We start from the raw sequence: 14,088 nt of genomic DNA, 5'->3' as shown, positions 1-14,088 counted from the left end.
ATGTCAAACAATACTAATAACACGAATGTTGATTTAGCCTATCGCAGAAGAAAAAGTGCGGAAGAAATGAAGCACCATGTCATTTCTTTTGCTCTCATGATTTTCCTTACTATCATTGCCTTTGTAGCAGTAGGATCTGAAAAATTTTCACCTTGGTTCGTTGTACCATTTATTATACTTCTAGCTGTGATTCAGGTTATCCTACAATTGTATTACTTTATGCACATGAATCATAAAGGACATGAAGCACCAAAAATGTTCCTATTTTCAGGAGTATTAATTGCTGCTCTCACAGTCTTATGCTTTATGACAATCATTTGGTGGTAAGTCTCGAAGAAAGTCGGTGTAAAAGCCGGCTTTTTTTATTGTCTAGCGCTTGCTTGTTACCCCTTATGACACGAAATGTTCATAAATGGTTTGTTTGCATGCCTATTTCCCTAAGGGTATAATTAATAGTATGTGTATATTGTTTATATTACTATAAGGGGTGAGATGGAGATGTCTATCGATATCTTTGGTTTTCGGGCATTATGGAGTCCCTATTTTTTAGTTTCACTTTTAATCGTCACAATCCTATATTTTATGATTGTCGGTCCATGGAGACATCGGTTTTCTCATTCTGAACCTACGTCATTTAAAACAAAGATTCAATTTGTAATAGGGATTATCATCTTGTATTTTTGTAAAGGAAGCCCGCTTGACCTTTTAGGTCATATGACCATGACTGCTCATATGACACAAATGGCTGTTCTATATCTTATCGTACCGGTATTCTTTATTTTGGGTGTGCCCAATTGGTTATGGAGAAAGATTATTAATGCTAGAATAATTAAGCCGATTTTTAATTTTTTTACCAAGCCATTAATTGCGTTAGTTTTATTTAACGGGTCATTTTCTTTATATCATATTCCACTTATATTTGATTTCGTCAAAACAAATGTTTTCATTCATGCTACGACGACAATTGTTATTTTTATTGCTGCCTTCTTTATGTGGTGGCCATTAATCAATAAATTAGAAGAGTGGAACACATTAAGTGGCCTTAAAAAAGTGGGGTATATTTTTGCTGATGGTATGTTATTAACTCCTGCATGTGCCCTCATTATTTTTTCAGATACAGCAATGTATGCAACATATACAGAGCTTGGATCATGGATGAATGCTCTTGAACTTTGTGTACCAGCTTCTACGCTAGCCAGTATTAATCTTACTGGCCCAGAGATGTTCAACTTTATGCCGCCGCTTGAAGATCAACGTACTGGCGGTGTCATTATGAAAATTATTCAAGAGTTTGTGTATGCGATTCTACTAGGAAAAGTATTCTTTGAATGGGTTCGTAAAGAACGAGAAGACGAAAAGCTACTAGATGAGCAATTACTTAAACCACAAACAAATTAAAGAAAATTGTGAGAGAGGTTAAACATGAATTTACCGATTCTGCCTACACTGAGCACCACCTTTATCATGTTAAGTGCAGTTACTGTTGCTATCGGTTGGTACTTGATAAAACAGAAAAAAATTGATGCCCATAAAAAAGCAATGAAGACGGCAGCTATTTTTGCATTGTTATTCTTCATTATTTATATGTCTAGAACGATTTTTATTGGAAACACCTCGTTTGGTGGGCCAGATGATGTTAAAATGTACTACACGATTTTCCTAATCTTTCATATCTTCTTGGCTACTGTAGGTGCGATATTTGGAGTGGTTACATTATATCTTGGCTACAAAAATAAAATTGCGAAGCATCGTAAGCTTGGACCGATTACCAGTATTATTTGGTTTTTTTCTGCCATAACGGGTGTTGCAGTTTATTTCTTGTTATATGTTTTTTATAAGGGCGGGGAAACTACCTCTATGATAAAAGCAATCTTAGGTTTTTAGCTTCCCCTGATTTTTTGTTTGTAATATGTATAAGGTGTTCTAGAATACAATGTTCTAGAGCACCTTTTTATTTTGTAATTTTTTTCACATAAATAATTTGAATTTATTATTCGTTAGAGGGGAGTGTTAAGGATGATTGAGATCTTTACAGAAAACTTATTATTGGTTCCATGTTCTTTGGATATTGCCAAGTCATTAGTTTTTCATCGCAAAGAACTTGAAAAACGATCACCTATAACGATTCCACAAAACTGGCCATCTCCATTAATAACAGGTATACTTCCGTTTTATATAGAAAAGCTTGAGAAGGATGAAAGTCATTATGGGTGGGGATTATGGCTAATCATTAATTATGCTGACAAACGAATTATTGGGGATATTTATCTTCAAGGGAAACCGGATAAGAAAGGAAATGTCCAATTGACGTATACGATGAACCGTGATTATCAAAAGACTAGTTTAACATATGAGGCTGTTGATGCTTTAATTGATTGGCTTGTTACACAATCTGATGCAAAAAAGGTTCTGATGGAGTGTAGTGACAGCAATTATCAATCGATTCGCCTATTTGAAAAACTTGGGATGAGATGTACGAAGAAGGATGGTAGGTTTTTAACGTGGGAACTGCGTAAAGTGATTTGATAAAGTATACTCCCAATGAAAAGATTTTTATAGACTAGTGCCCAATTCATCTCTTAATGCATAAGGTAGAGTAACCATGGTAGCTTTAAAAATGTGAAGGAGTGTGGTTGGGTTGGTTAGAAAATCCTTAGAAAATGGCTCTCTATTTATTAAAAATGATGTATTAGCAATGATTGCTTCGATTTGTGCTGAGGAAATGGAAGGAGTAACTATTGTATCAGGCTTTAAGGACGGGGTCACAGGCATTTTGAATCGGAATTTCCACAAAAGTGGAATAACTGTCATTGAGGAAGAGGAAGACATTTCACTTGAGGTTAAAATTGCTATTGAGTACGGTTTAGAAATAAAAAAGACCTGTGAACAATTGCAGGCTGCAATTTTGCATGAAATAAAAACGATGACTGACATCAGTCTCACAAGTCTTACAATTAAAGTTGAAGGACTAACCAATACTCAAGCGCTTGCTACAACGTAAAAAAAGGGAACAGCATTGACTGTTCCTTTTTTTGTGCTTTCTTATGCATTAACTACTGCATCAATTTGCTCTTTTACTTTTGCAAGTATGCGATTGCATTGCTCTACCAGTGAATTTGGGAAAACTTCATCTTCACCATATTCAACCCCATGTGGGTAGTAGTATTTACCAACAAATGGAGTAAGTAGTTTAATTACTGCATCTGTTGCATTTTCTTCGATAATCCCTTCAACCGCATAACCTTGAACGCGTAGGTAGTAAATATCACCCTTAATTTCAAACTTGCGGTCGTATGTAATTCTTTCATAGTCCCACTGACCGGCCAGAATAAATCCTTCTGATCTCATTATGTCAGTTAATCTTGGTAATTCGATTGTTACGTTTTCAATCCCCGTATTTTCAAATTTCATGTAAAATCCCTCCAGAAACCGTCAACCAACGATTTATATGTTCTCAGTATAATAATAGTACGAAAAGATACAAGTTGCAACGTTTGACATTAATATGTCACCAAAAATAAAAATTATTTAATGTGAAATTTACCTTTATTTTAAAGAATAAAGGTAAAGCCTCCTCCTAAAAAAATCTGACTGCAAATATGAAAGACGCATTTGATTGAATTATTTGGTCAAACTAACATGGAAAGGAGGGTCTAGATGAAAAAGATACTTTTCATCATTACAAGTTTGTTATTTGTATTAAGTAGTCCAATGATTGCAAATGGACAAGGTACGACTACATACACCGTTCAACGAGGAGATTCGTTATGGAAGATTGCAGTGAGATATCAGGTTGGTTTGTCAGAAATTATTTCAGCAAACCCACAGTTTAAAAACCCAAATCTCATTTATCCAGGTCAAAAGGTAACTATACCGATCCTGAATAATGTAAAAAGCATTGAAAATCAGGTGATTTCATTAACAAATCAACAGCGGGCCAAGTATGGCTTGCCTGCATTAAAGACGGATTGGGAGCTGTCACGAGTAGCACGTTACAAATCCGTTGATATGAGAGATAGGAACTATTTTGACCATACTTCACCAACATATGGGTCACCTTTTACGATGATGCGAAACTTTGGTATTTCATATCGTACAGCCGCTGAAAATATTGCAGCTGGCCAAAGAACACCACAGGAAGTTGTAAATGCATGGATGAATAGCCCTGGACACCGTGCAAATATTCTAAAGCGAGATGTTACACATATTGGTGTAGGGTATGCTGAAGGTGGTTCAAAAAGATATTACTGGACCCAAATGTTTATTGGTAAATAAGATTAAAAAGTGAGTGTTCAAAAAGGAGGATACAATGGAATTTGTTCGTGATGTAATGAGTACTGATATAGAGTATTGTACACCCCTTGATAATGTTTATGAAGTTGCAGTAAAAATGAAAGATCTAGATGTTGGCGCCATTCCTATTCTAGAAGATAAAAAATTGATAGGAATGATTACTGATCGAGATTTAGTTGTCAGAGGGTATGCGGAAAAAAGATCGGGCTCTAGTCAAGTGACAAATGTGATGAGTGAAAACCTTATCACTTGTTCTCCTGATACGTCTCTTGAGGAAGCGTCAATATTAATGGCTAAACATCAAATAAGACGTTTACCTGTCGTAGAAAATGATCAATTGGTTGGGATTGTTTCATTAGGTGATTTGGCAACAAATAAAATGTCTGATGACCATGCTGGAGAAGCATTAAGTGATATTTCTGAGCAAGACCAACTTCACTAAAATAAACAGGTACCCACTGTGGTGCCTGTTTATTTTTTTCTCCAAAAATAGCATAAATCTAGCATTATTTTAATATACATGGTAGAAATACTTCGATGTTAGGAAGTGGTTCTTCTGAAATTAGCTAAGATTGCTGTTACTATCTTACTTTTAGCTTCTAGCATTTATTATATTTCTATTAAGTATGGAAGAACAGATGATATGAATGGAATCGTTGATCACAATGCTGCGTTTTCAAGCCTTTCAAGTTCAAAAAGTGTGAATATACCCTTTCAAAATGAGGATCATCAGTTTAAAGGGCTATATTCATTCATTGGCATGAAAAGTTCCGAAATAAGGGCGAAATTAGGTGACCCCAACCGAATTGACCCCTCATCCTATGATTATGAGTGGTGGGTGTATAATACGAATCCTCACAATTATATCCAAGTTGGTATCGAAAATGATAGAGTTGTTACTGTTTTTGGAACAGGTAATGATGTTCTTGTCGAACCATTTGAAATTGGACAGCCTATAGTAGACCTACATTCAAAAGGGTTACTGAAGCCAAAGATTTCGTTAAATGTTAATAAAAATCCTTACCGATTTGAGTTAACCGATGATGAAATGATGGCGAGACCTTTGATTGCCATGGGAAATGTCTTTGTACAACTATATGTGGATACATTTACAAATAAAATATCGAGTATTCGTTTTTTAGATGGGAAAACATTAATCAAACTTCGTCCTTATGAATTAGCCTATCGTGGCGAACTGCTCTCAGCTAAAGAGGTTTCTAGAACGGAATGGAAGGAAATTGAAGATGGAAACAAAGCTCAAATCTTAGATTTAACCAATGTAATTCGCATAAGGCATGGACTTCATTCACTTAAAGAAGACGAAAAACTAGCAAAGGTAGCATATTTACATAGTAAGGATATGAGAATGAATGATTATTTTGATCATAATTCACCGACTAAAGGTGGACTGGCGGAACGACTTGCAAGTGGAGACATCAACTTTCAACTAGCGGGAGAAAACATTGCAGCTAAATATGTAGATGGAATTGCAGCAGTAGAAGGTTGGCTCAATAGTGAAGGTCATCGAGAAACTCTGTTAAACGAGGAGTACAACTATCTTGGGGTGGGGGTTTATGAAAAATATTACACCCAAAACTTTATACAAAAATGGGAGTAACGAATGAAAGAAATAAGCAATACAAGACAATGTATTGCTTACTTATGATTATTTTGTTCCGGGCGGTTAATGATAAAGAAACTACCTGTAGCATGAGCGATTAATGTTCCATCATCACGGAATACCCTACCTTCGGTTACACATATTTTGGTTCCTTTATGGATTATTTGTGCAACACAGCGAAATTCTTTACCGATTCCTGGAGCTACATAATTTATCTTCATCTCAGTTGTAACGGCTGCCTTATCTTTTGGAAGCACATGGTGAACAACTGAACCCATTGCAGAATCAAGTAAAGTTGCTGTAATACCACCATGGACGATTTGTAATGGGTTTTGTATGAGCTCAGTATTTGGAATGGTAATTTCATAGGTTTGATCATCAATGACGCTGCGATTTGTTTGCAATAAGCCGCCAATGTAGGAACCATTTTGTTTCATTTGTTTACGAATTACTGCATCGATTACGTGTTCTAATGCTTGTCTTTCCTCATCGTTTGCTTCTAGGAAAAATGTTTGTAACTTTTGTAGTATACGATTTTCCATGAAATTTACCTCAAATCCAAAATATTTGTACTATTTACATTTTACCAATATACGTATGATTATTGCAATGTAAAATGGGCGAACAAATCATTTTATTCTAGATAAACTATAGTAGGCAATCGTATGAAATTGAGGTGATTGATATGGGAAAACAACTACATCCATCCATCCAAGAGTTTAAGGACTTTGTGAAAAAACATCCTATCTTGGTCCAAGAAGTTCGAAAAGGAACGTATACTTGGCAGGATGTGTATGAAGACTGGTTTTTACTTGGTGAGGAAGATGAGAAGTGGAAGAAATTCAAAGATAAAGACAATAAAACAGAAGAAAGTGGTAACAAAGATTTTATCGGTAAAATTTTTTCAACTTTTAAAAATGCAGATATGAATAATTTACAGCAACAAATTTCACACGTAGGTGAAGCTATCTCGACGATTCAAGCGGTTATTCATCAGTTTCGTGGAGAAGAAAAGTCGAATAACTCGCGGCCTTCAAACAGGCCTAATCATCCTTTTGCCTTTCGTAAAGATTAGGTGAGAAGGGAGAGTATCATGCGACAAGAAACATATGAATATCTCAAAACAAAAAAACATCTTCATACGTTTGTTCGTCAAAATCCAATTTGGTACCGAAAATTATCTCGACATCCAAGAGCTTTTCAAATCCTTGAAAATGAGGCAAAGGTATATTATAAACAGACTATTCCACATAAGGTACAAAAACTCAACCAGTCATTAGAAATGGCCTCTTTCATGCTTCAAATGTACCAGGGCATGAGACAAAGTGATTAAATCAGGAGCAATTCTTTAGGAGTTGCTCCTTTTTTATATAGGATATTTAAAGGGCTATAGGAAAAACTAGGAAAAAGGAGTGGGAAAGATGTACAAGTTGGCTTTGTCCCTTATTTTATTAGGTTATTTATTCTTACATCTATCTGTTAATGTTGTCTTGGCAGATTTAAATCAGCCAACCTCTTTTCGTGAAAATAGAACTATTCCATCAGGTCGAACGATTCAAGTAGTACACCACGTAAGAGGGAATGATGTTTACATGGAGTGTATCATTCCAAATTTTATATTTAAAAAAAGTGGTGGCATTAAAAAGGATGGTGAGGGTCATCTACATGTATTAATTGATGGGAAGAGAACGGAAAAAATTTCTACTGCCGCATTTATTATTAAGGGACTTTCAAAGGGTGAACATACCCTTAAAATTCAGGTGGTTCATAATGATTTGACAAATTACCCTCTAGAACAAACGATACATGTTCAAATAAATTAACAAAACTTCGGAAGATGCGATTTGGAAAAAATCGTGGTATAGTGAATGTGGAGGTGTTTATTTTGATAGCTACAATTGAAAGAGTTGAAATCCTTGATAAGGCTCAAAGCTTGTCATCAATGATACTACATTCAGAAATTGCGGAGGAATACCGAAGCTGTTTATATACATTACAAAACGATAAAGAAGCACAGAAACTGATTGCTGAATTTCAAATCTTGAAGGAAAAGTATGAAGAGGTACAACGATTTGGGAAATACCATCCTGACTTTCGAACCGTCTCTAAAGAGACAAGAGAATTAAAAAGAAAACTTGATCTTCATGAAACAATTGCTGATTTTAAAAAGGCTGAAGACAATATTCAAAAAGTACTAGATGAAATAAGCGTATTGTTAGGCGGAGCAGTATCAACACATATTAAGGTACCAACGGGCAATCCTTATTTTGATTCCATTTCTAGCTGTGGTGGCGGATGTGGAAGCGGCGGAGCATGTGGTTGTAAGTAAGAGTAAATTATATTCTGAAATAAATAAGTTTTCTACTTTATTTCATATTGTAAAATTTTAACTCATTATGCTACACTATAAAATAAGTTATCGAAATAAGGAGAAAACACTATGATTGGACAACGCCAAGGAATTATCGTTTGGCTTCATTCGCTAAAACATTCAAAAATGCTGCGTAAATTTGGCAATATTCATTATGTGTCCAAACGACTAAAATACGTAGTCCTTTATAATGATATGGAAAATACAGATTCAATCGTAGAAAAGTTAAACTCTCTTGCCTTTGTGAAAAGGGTAGAGCCATCATATAAACCATTTTTAAAGATTGAATTCGAAAATAAAAACCAGATCGTGCGAAGGAATACGATTATAAGATTGGATTATAAAAAGCTTACCAAAAGCAATTTTGCTTTTGATAAGCTTTTTTATGGTCATTATTTCATAGGTGGTATATAGCGATTCATTCGCAAAATACCGATTAGATATTGGTAATAGAGTTCTTTTTCATTAAATATCGTAGACGGCTTTACATCAAGAGTGATAATAGGCAACTCAAGTTCATTTGCTTCCTCAACAAATAAAGAGTATCGTTTATTAGGTTTAATTTCAGGGTTTGGAATCCCTTCCCTGCAAATATAGATTGCTTGAAAGTCACCTGGATTAGTCGGCTGTAATGCAACAGCCAAAGAGGTAACTTGTTGGTTGTTTATTGTTGTATGAAATGCAAAAAGCCTAGAGATTCGATTTTTATTTCCCCTTGCTAGCTCAAGAAGCTCATAAATATCTGAATATCCTTCACCTAGCTCAATAAAACGTTGTATCATTCATATTTCCCCTCGTTTCATATTTTCCAAGTATACTGTAACATGAAAAGAATATAACTAACAAACAAACTGAAATAAAAAAACCCTGCAAACTACCTGCAGGGTCCTTCCATTCCATGTTTTTTGTTACCGTTCACATGGAAGAAGGCAAAGGGAGAGGAGAAACCGGAGGAAGAACTTATGGGGAAACGTAAGTCTTCTCCGCGGTTGGCAACAACATCCTCGAATGATGTTGTTATTACTAATTATGACCAATTGAAAATTGTGTATACATGATGTCACGTAATTTTATTATCTAAGAAAAATTTTTTTCTTTCTTAGGTGCTCTATTTTTTCGTTACTCATTAACAAACGATGTCGTTTATGGTAGGATTATGTTATTCATTTTACATAGACAGTGGTGATAGCAGTGAGAGTTGTATCTGGTTCGAAGAAAGGTCTTCACTTGAAAGCGGTGCCAGGAATGTCCACAAGACCAACAACAGATAAGGTCAAGGAAGCCATTTTTAATATTATAGGTCCTTATTTTGATGGAGGGAATGGACTTGATTTATTTGGTGGAAGTGGAGGACTTGGAATCGAGGCATTAAGCCGTGGAATTAATAAGGTAATTTTTGTTGACCGAGATCAAAAAGCGATTCAAACCATAAAAGGAAATTTAGAAATATGTCGTCTTGAGGATCAAGCAGAAGTATATCGTAATGATGCATTGAGGGCGTTAAAGGCTATTGTTAAACGCGATATCCAATTTCAGTTAGTCTTTTTAGATCCACCCTACAAACAGCAAAAACTTACAGAAATTATAGAAAAAATAGGTGAACATCAGTTATTAACGAAAGATGGTTTTATTGTTGCTGAGCATGATTCAGCAGTTTTGCTCGATAAAACAATCGGCGACCTTACCATGGTTCGCCATGAAGTGTATGGAATTATAGGGGTATCCATATTTACATATAAAGATGGGTCGGAAGGGGAATAGAAATGACAAGAATAGCAGTATGCCCAGGAAGCTTTGATCCCGTTACAAATGGCCATCTTGATATCATTAAACGAGGGGCAAAAGTTTTTGATAAAATTTATGTGTGTGTGCTAAATAATTCTTCTAAAAAACCTTTGTTTACCGTAGAGGAAAGAATTGAACTTTTACAGGAAAGTACAAAGGATCTACATAATATTGAAGTTGAATCCTTTCAAGGTCTATTGATGGATTATGCAAGCCAAAAAAACGCAAATGCGATTTTACGTGGACTTCGTGCAGTATCTGATTTTGAGTATGAAATGCAAATAACATCCATGAATCGGATATTAAATGAAGAAATTGAAACCTTTTTTATGATGACAAATAATCAATATTCTTTTTTAAGCTCGAGCATTGTAAAGGAAGCTGCCAAATATCATGGAGAGATTTCGGAGCTTGTACCAAAGCCAGTTGAATTGGCGCTTAAGAAGAAATTTAAAAGCCCCACACATTAAGTGCGGGGGCTTTTTAACTTGCTGGAATATACGAGAATATAACATAGTAAAGAAAATATAGTAAAAAGTGGCCCATGAGTTAATAATCCATTCCATACTTTTTCTATCCAAACTGGTGTCTGCTCTGGAATGAATGAAGAGATGACTCCAAGTGTTTCCTGAGATCCGGCATTTTTTAAGTATAGTGGATTCCATAAGAGGAATGTGATGAAACCTGCAATAAAGCCGTGTATTATTCGAGCAATAAAAAAGGGCTTAAAGCTTACGTCTGTTTCTGCCAAAATACTCGCAACCTGTGCTTGAACAGAAAGCCCACAAAATCCAAGAATAAAACTAACCGCAATAACTTTAGGTAGTAAATCAATCTGCTCAAGTTCACTGGTCATCATAGAGCCTGTTGTAATTTCAAATATTCCGGAAATAAGCGGGATGCTTAATTCTGAAGGCAATTGAAACAGGTTTAAAAATAGTGACAAGCCCGCACCTATAATAGCGATAAAATTAATTAATGATAGGAGTTTATTAAAAACTGAAAAGAGAATGATAAATCCACCAATCATTAGCAAGGTATGAATCGAGGTAGTAACCGCGTCACCTAATAATTGCCCAAATGGTCTTTTTTCACTAATTCTTGTACGATGAAGTTCCTGTAAAGCTTTGAAAATGATACTCTTTTTCTCTTCATCTTTAGGTGTATGTTCATCATCCTTTTTACCATGGAATCTCATAATTAAACCGACGCAAAAATTCCCAACATAATGACTTACAGCAAGGACGATTCCTAAGCCAGGATTTTCAAAAAATCCTACAGAAATAGCAGCAAATATAAAAAGAGGATTTGAAGCATTTGCAAAGGAAACGAGTCTTTCACCTTCAATCCGTGTTATTTGTCCCTCTTGTCTGAGCCTTGCTGCCAACTTTGCACCAGCTGGAAACCCTGAGGCCATACCCATTGCCCAAGCAAAACCACCCACACCTGGCACTCGAAAAAGTGGCCTCATTAATGGTTCAAATAAGACACCGATAAATTTAACAACACCAAATCCAATTAATAACTCTGAAATAATTAAGAATGGGAGTAAGGAAGGAAAGACAATTTTCCACCACATTTCCAAACCAACCCTTGAAGCTTCAAGTGATTCCCTTGGAAAATAAATAAGCGCAATCGTTAGTAAAGAAATTCCTGCTGCAATTGTTACTGTTTTAAATCTAGAACGCATCAATGGTACTCCTCCTACAGAAGTCTTCTTTTCTATACAGGTAGATCATTTGAGTGATAGAATAAGAGAGCCCACAATTTTCATAATCTTCTTTCTGAGTTCTGCCAGTGATTGATTGAGTGTAAAGATTTATTAAATTTCAATCAATGGTTTGTACATCCTTTATAAAATATACGTGTATAGGTGGTAAGTTTAGACCAAAAGAATGTACAAGTTTTCATTTCTTTTTTCATATACTGATATAAAAAAACGAAAACACTGGAAAAGAATGATAGTTAGGGGATGATTTTTATGGATGAGCCTATAATTGGGTTAGCACTTGGCTCTGGTGGAGCGAGAGGATTTGCTCATTTGGGAGTCATTAAAGTTCTATTGGAAGAAAAGATTCCAATCAGTCTCATCGCAGGTTCGAGCATGGGCTCATTAGTTGCATGTTTTTATGGAGCTGGTTTAGATATTGAACGAATGTATAAACTTGCACTTGCCTTTAAGCGTAAGTACTATTTAGATTTTACAGTTCCAAAAATGGGTTTCATTGCTGGTAAAAGAGTGAAGGAATTAATCCGTGTTTTTACACACGGTAAGAATATAGAACAACTGGATATTCCAATTGGGATTGTTGCAACAGATTTATTAACAGGTGAAAAAGTTGTGTTTCGTCATGGGCCTGTCGCGGACGCAGTCCGAGCAAGCATAGCTATCCCTGGAATTTTTGTTCCGGAAAAAATCGATGGTCGCATTCTCGTAGACGGTGGTGTGATTGATCGGGTTCCAATTTCGGTGGCTAAAGAGATGGGGGCAGATATCGTTATTGCGGTAGACGTTTCACATGTTAAAATAAATGAAGAAATTACTTCAATATTTGACGTCATCTTGCAGAGTATTGATATTATGCAAAAAGAGCTAGTAAAGTATGGAGAAAATTCATCTGATGTAATGATTCGACCACATGTTGGACATTATAGCTCTCGTGCTTTCACAAATATTGAGGACATTATCAAAATTGGGGAAGAGGAAACGAGAAAGCAACTTCCTAAGATCCTGGAGGCAATTGCAAAGTGGAAGGAGTCTGCAATGAATGAAGAGAAATAAAGCATATTTAAAAGCCCTATTAATCGGTGTAATCCTGGCCATTCTAGGCACATTTATCCAACTCCCATATTACGTAACAAAACCGGGAATGGCGACAGAGCTTGATCCAATCATTAATGTTGAAAATGGCTTTGAAGATGAAGGGGAATTCATGTTAACGACAATTCGCATGGGTCAAGCCAATATCTTTAGTTATTTGTGGGCTAAGTTCCATAAGTACCATGAAATTTTGCCGATTAATCATGTACGACGGGACAATGAAAGTGATGAAGAATATACCAATCGCCAGTTGTATTATATGGAGGATTCACAGGAATCTGCCATTTCGGTTGCTTATAAATATGCGAATAAGCCTATAACTGTTAAAAACCATGGAATATACATTATGGGAATCGTTGAGGGAATGCCTGCAGAGAAAGAATTAAAAGCAGGCGATCGAATATTTGCAGTAGATGGAAAGAAAGTGGAAGAACATACGGAATTTATGAAATATGTAGCTGATAAAAAAGAAAATGATCGTATAAACATTTCAATTGATCGAAATGGTGAAGAGAAAACGGTGACCGTCCCACTTGCTCCATTTCCAAAAAGTCCAGACAAAATTGGAATTGGAATCGAATTAATTACAGATATTGAAGTGGTGACAGATCCAAAAATCGAAATTGATACGAAAAAGATCGGCGGTCCCTCAGCTGGTCTCATGTTTACACTAGAAATTTATAACCAGTTAACAGAAAAAGATTTAACACATGGATTGCGTATTGCGGGTACAGGAACTATGAATCCTAAAGGTGAGGTCGGACCAATTGGTGGAATTGGTCAAAAAATTGTCGCTGCAGATAATTCGAATGTTGAAATCTTCTTTGCTCCAAATGAAAATGGTGCAGCAGACTCTGATTATCAACAAGCATTAGAAACTGCAAAAGATATTAAGACTAATATGAAAATCGTACCTGTTGACACTTTTGAAGATGCACTCCATTATTTAGAGAATCTTGATGAGAATAAATGAGTGAAGAACAGCCGCCCATTGTGCGGCTGTTCCTTTTTACAAGAAAATTTTTTGTTCTTCATTATATCTAATTGGTGGGGTAGCGTATTCCTGTCGTAGTAGGGAGGAGCGTAGAGGTTCAGGAAAAATAGCTAAATACGTTTGGGTAGCCTTCAAATCAAGAGCAAAGAGTTCGTCCGAAAACCCAGCTGTTTTTGTGATAATAGGAAGTTTGACATCCTTTT

Annotated in this window: 20 protein-coding genes and 2 pseudogenes; 17 read left to right on the top strand and 5 right to left on the bottom strand. The window is 35.7% G+C overall.

Annotation, left to right across the window (positions count from 1 at the left end; translation table 11 throughout):
* The 5 genes from ctaF to BTHG_RS04345 all read left to right on the top strand — a co-directional run bounded on the left by ctaF (position 1) and on the right by BTHG_RS04345 (position 3,001).
* Positions 1-327 carry a cytochrome c oxidase subunit IVB gene (ctaF, locus tag BTHG_RS04365; protein ID WP_010282766.1) on the top strand — a complete coding sequence of 109 codons (327 nt, stop codon included), beginning with the start codon at positions 1-3 and terminating at the stop codon, positions 325-327.
* A gap of 165 nt (positions 328-492) precedes the next feature.
* The gene (gene ctaG, locus BTHG_RS04360) at positions 493-1,398 is read left to right on the top strand and encodes a cytochrome c oxidase assembly factor CtaG (RefSeq protein WP_026021683.1); all 906 of its coding nucleotides are present in this window, start codon (positions 493-495) and stop codon (positions 1,396-1,398) included.
* Positions 1,399-1,422: 24 nt separating this feature from the next.
* Complete coding sequence (locus tag BTHG_RS04355) at positions 1,423-1,884, top strand: DUF420 domain-containing protein (protein ID WP_010282762.1); 462 nt, start codon at positions 1,423-1,425, stop codon at positions 1,882-1,884.
* Positions 1,885-2,016: 132 nt separating this feature from the next.
* Positions 2,017-2,526 carry a GNAT family N-acetyltransferase gene (locus BTHG_RS04350; protein WP_010282759.1) on the top strand — a complete coding sequence of 170 codons (510 nt, stop codon included), beginning with the start codon at positions 2,017-2,019 and terminating at the stop codon, positions 2,524-2,526.
* A gap of 112 nt (positions 2,527-2,638) precedes the next feature.
* Positions 2,639-3,001, top strand: a complete 363-nt coding sequence (locus BTHG_RS04345) for an Asp23/Gls24 family envelope stress response protein (protein WP_010282755.1) — start codon at positions 2,639-2,641, stop codon at positions 2,999-3,001.
* A gap of 41 nt (positions 3,002-3,042) precedes the next feature.
* Here BTHG_RS04345 and BTHG_RS04340 read toward each other — a convergent pair whose 3' ends face one another.
* Positions 3,043-3,411, bottom strand: coding sequence for a YugN family protein (locus BTHG_RS04340; RefSeq protein ID WP_010282751.1), 369 nt, complete (start codon positions 3,409-3,411; stop codon positions 3,043-3,045).
* A gap of 246 nt (positions 3,412-3,657) precedes the next feature.
* On the opposite strand from BTHG_RS04340, the gene safA reads away from it, so the two are divergent.
* The 3 genes from safA to BTHG_RS04325 all read left to right on the top strand — a co-directional run bounded on the left by safA (position 3,658) and on the right by BTHG_RS04325 (position 5,911).
* Positions 3,658-4,275 (top strand): SafA/ExsA family spore coat assembly protein, encoded by a 618-nt coding sequence (gene safA / locus BTHG_RS04335; protein WP_010282747.1) that lies wholly within the window; start codon positions 3,658-3,660, stop codon positions 4,273-4,275.
* A gap of 34 nt (positions 4,276-4,309) precedes the next feature.
* Positions 4,310-4,735, top strand: coding sequence for a CBS domain-containing protein (locus BTHG_RS04330; protein WP_010282744.1), 426 nt, complete (start codon positions 4,310-4,312; stop codon positions 4,733-4,735).
* 105 nt (positions 4,736-4,840) lie between these two features.
* A complete protein-coding gene (locus BTHG_RS04325; protein ID WP_232284417.1) occupies positions 4,841-5,911 on the top strand; it encodes a CAP domain-containing protein in 1,071 nt (356 codons plus the stop codon).
* Between the two features lie 38 nt (positions 5,912-5,949).
* Here the strand turns inward: BTHG_RS04325 and BTHG_RS04320 are convergent, their stop codons facing one another.
* The gene (locus BTHG_RS04320; RefSeq protein WP_010282740.1) at positions 5,950-6,456 is read right to left on the bottom strand and encodes a PaaI family thioesterase; all 507 of its coding nucleotides are present in this window, start codon (positions 6,454-6,456) and stop codon (positions 5,950-5,952) included.
* 143 nt (positions 6,457-6,599) lie between these two features.
* On the opposite strand from BTHG_RS04320, the gene ylbD reads away from it, so the two are divergent.
* The 5 genes and pseudogenes from ylbD to BTHG_RS24225 all read left to right on the top strand — a co-directional run bounded on the left by ylbD (position 6,600) and on the right by BTHG_RS24225 (position 8,629).
* Complete coding sequence (gene ylbD, locus BTHG_RS04315) at positions 6,600-6,989, top strand: YlbD family protein (protein WP_010282738.1); 390 nt, start codon at positions 6,600-6,602, stop codon at positions 6,987-6,989.
* Positions 6,990-7,007: 18 nt separating this feature from the next.
* Positions 7,008-7,247: a YlbE-like family protein gene (locus BTHG_RS04310; protein ID WP_010282736.1), complete on the top strand. Its 240-nt coding sequence runs from the start codon at positions 7,008-7,010 to the stop codon at positions 7,245-7,247.
* A gap of 88 nt (positions 7,248-7,335) precedes the next feature.
* Positions 7,336-7,737: a hypothetical protein gene (locus tag BTHG_RS24230; RefSeq protein WP_010282733.1), complete on the top strand. Its 402-nt coding sequence runs from the start codon at positions 7,336-7,338 to the stop codon at positions 7,735-7,737.
* Between the two features lie 62 nt (positions 7,738-7,799).
* Positions 7,800-8,243 (top strand): YlbF family regulator, encoded by a 444-nt coding sequence (locus tag BTHG_RS04300; RefSeq protein ID WP_010282729.1) that lies wholly within the window; start codon positions 7,800-7,802, stop codon positions 8,241-8,243.
* Between the two features lie 111 nt (positions 8,244-8,354).
* Positions 8,355-8,629: pseudogene (locus BTHG_RS24225) on the top strand (YlbG family protein).
* 48 nt (positions 8,630-8,677) lie between these two features.
* Here the strand turns inward: BTHG_RS24225 and BTHG_RS04290 are convergent.
* Complete coding sequence (locus BTHG_RS04290; RefSeq protein WP_010282725.1) at positions 8,678-9,067, bottom strand: DUF7147 family protein; 390 nt, start codon at positions 9,065-9,067, stop codon at positions 8,678-8,680.
* Between the two features lie 409 nt (positions 9,068-9,476).
* Between BTHG_RS04290 and rsmD the strand changes: the two genes are divergently transcribed.
* On the top strand, positions 9,477-10,046 hold the full coding sequence (gene rsmD / locus BTHG_RS04285; RefSeq protein WP_010282722.1) for a 16S rRNA (guanine(966)-N(2))-methyltransferase RsmD: 570 nt from the start codon (positions 9,477-9,479) through the stop codon (positions 10,044-10,046).
* Positions 10,047-10,048: 2 nt separating this feature from the next.
* On the top strand, positions 10,049-10,540 hold the full coding sequence (gene coaD, locus BTHG_RS04280; RefSeq protein ID WP_010282719.1) for a pantetheine-phosphate adenylyltransferase: 492 nt from the start codon (positions 10,049-10,051) through the stop codon (positions 10,538-10,540).
* Here the strand turns inward: coaD and ylbJ are convergent.
* The gene (gene ylbJ / locus BTHG_RS04275) at positions 10,537-11,760 is read right to left on the bottom strand and encodes a sporulation integral membrane protein YlbJ (RefSeq protein WP_010282717.1); all 1,224 of its coding nucleotides are present in this window, start codon (positions 11,758-11,760) and stop codon (positions 10,537-10,539) included. The two genes, coaD and ylbJ, sit on opposite strands and share 4 nt — an antisense overlap.
* A 291-nt stretch (positions 11,761-12,051) precedes the next feature.
* Between ylbJ and BTHG_RS04270 the strand changes: the two genes are divergently transcribed.
* Both BTHG_RS04270 and BTHG_RS04265 read left to right on the top strand, forming a co-directional pair.
* Complete coding sequence (locus BTHG_RS04270; RefSeq protein ID WP_010282715.1) at positions 12,052-12,852, top strand: patatin-like phospholipase family protein; 801 nt, start codon at positions 12,052-12,054, stop codon at positions 12,850-12,852.
* On the top strand, positions 12,839-13,864 hold the full coding sequence (locus BTHG_RS04265; protein WP_010282713.1) for a SepM family pheromone-processing serine protease: 1,026 nt from the start codon (positions 12,839-12,841) through the stop codon (positions 13,862-13,864). The genes BTHG_RS04270 and BTHG_RS04265 overlap by 14 nt, the downstream gene beginning before the upstream one ends.
* Positions 13,865-13,900: 36 nt before the next feature.
* Here BTHG_RS04265 and BTHG_RS27255 read toward each other — a convergent pair.
* Positions 13,901-14,088, bottom strand: a pseudogene (locus BTHG_RS27255) (nucleotidyltransferase); the annotation flags it as partial.

Source organism: Bacillus timonensis (assembly GCF_000285535.1).
In the GTDB taxonomy this organism is placed as follows: domain Bacteria; phylum Bacillota; class Bacilli; order Bacillales; family Bacillaceae_L; genus Ferdinandcohnia; species Ferdinandcohnia timonensis.
Note: the sequence above shows the minus strand (reverse complement) of the source record. Positions and strands in the feature narration are given on the sequence as shown.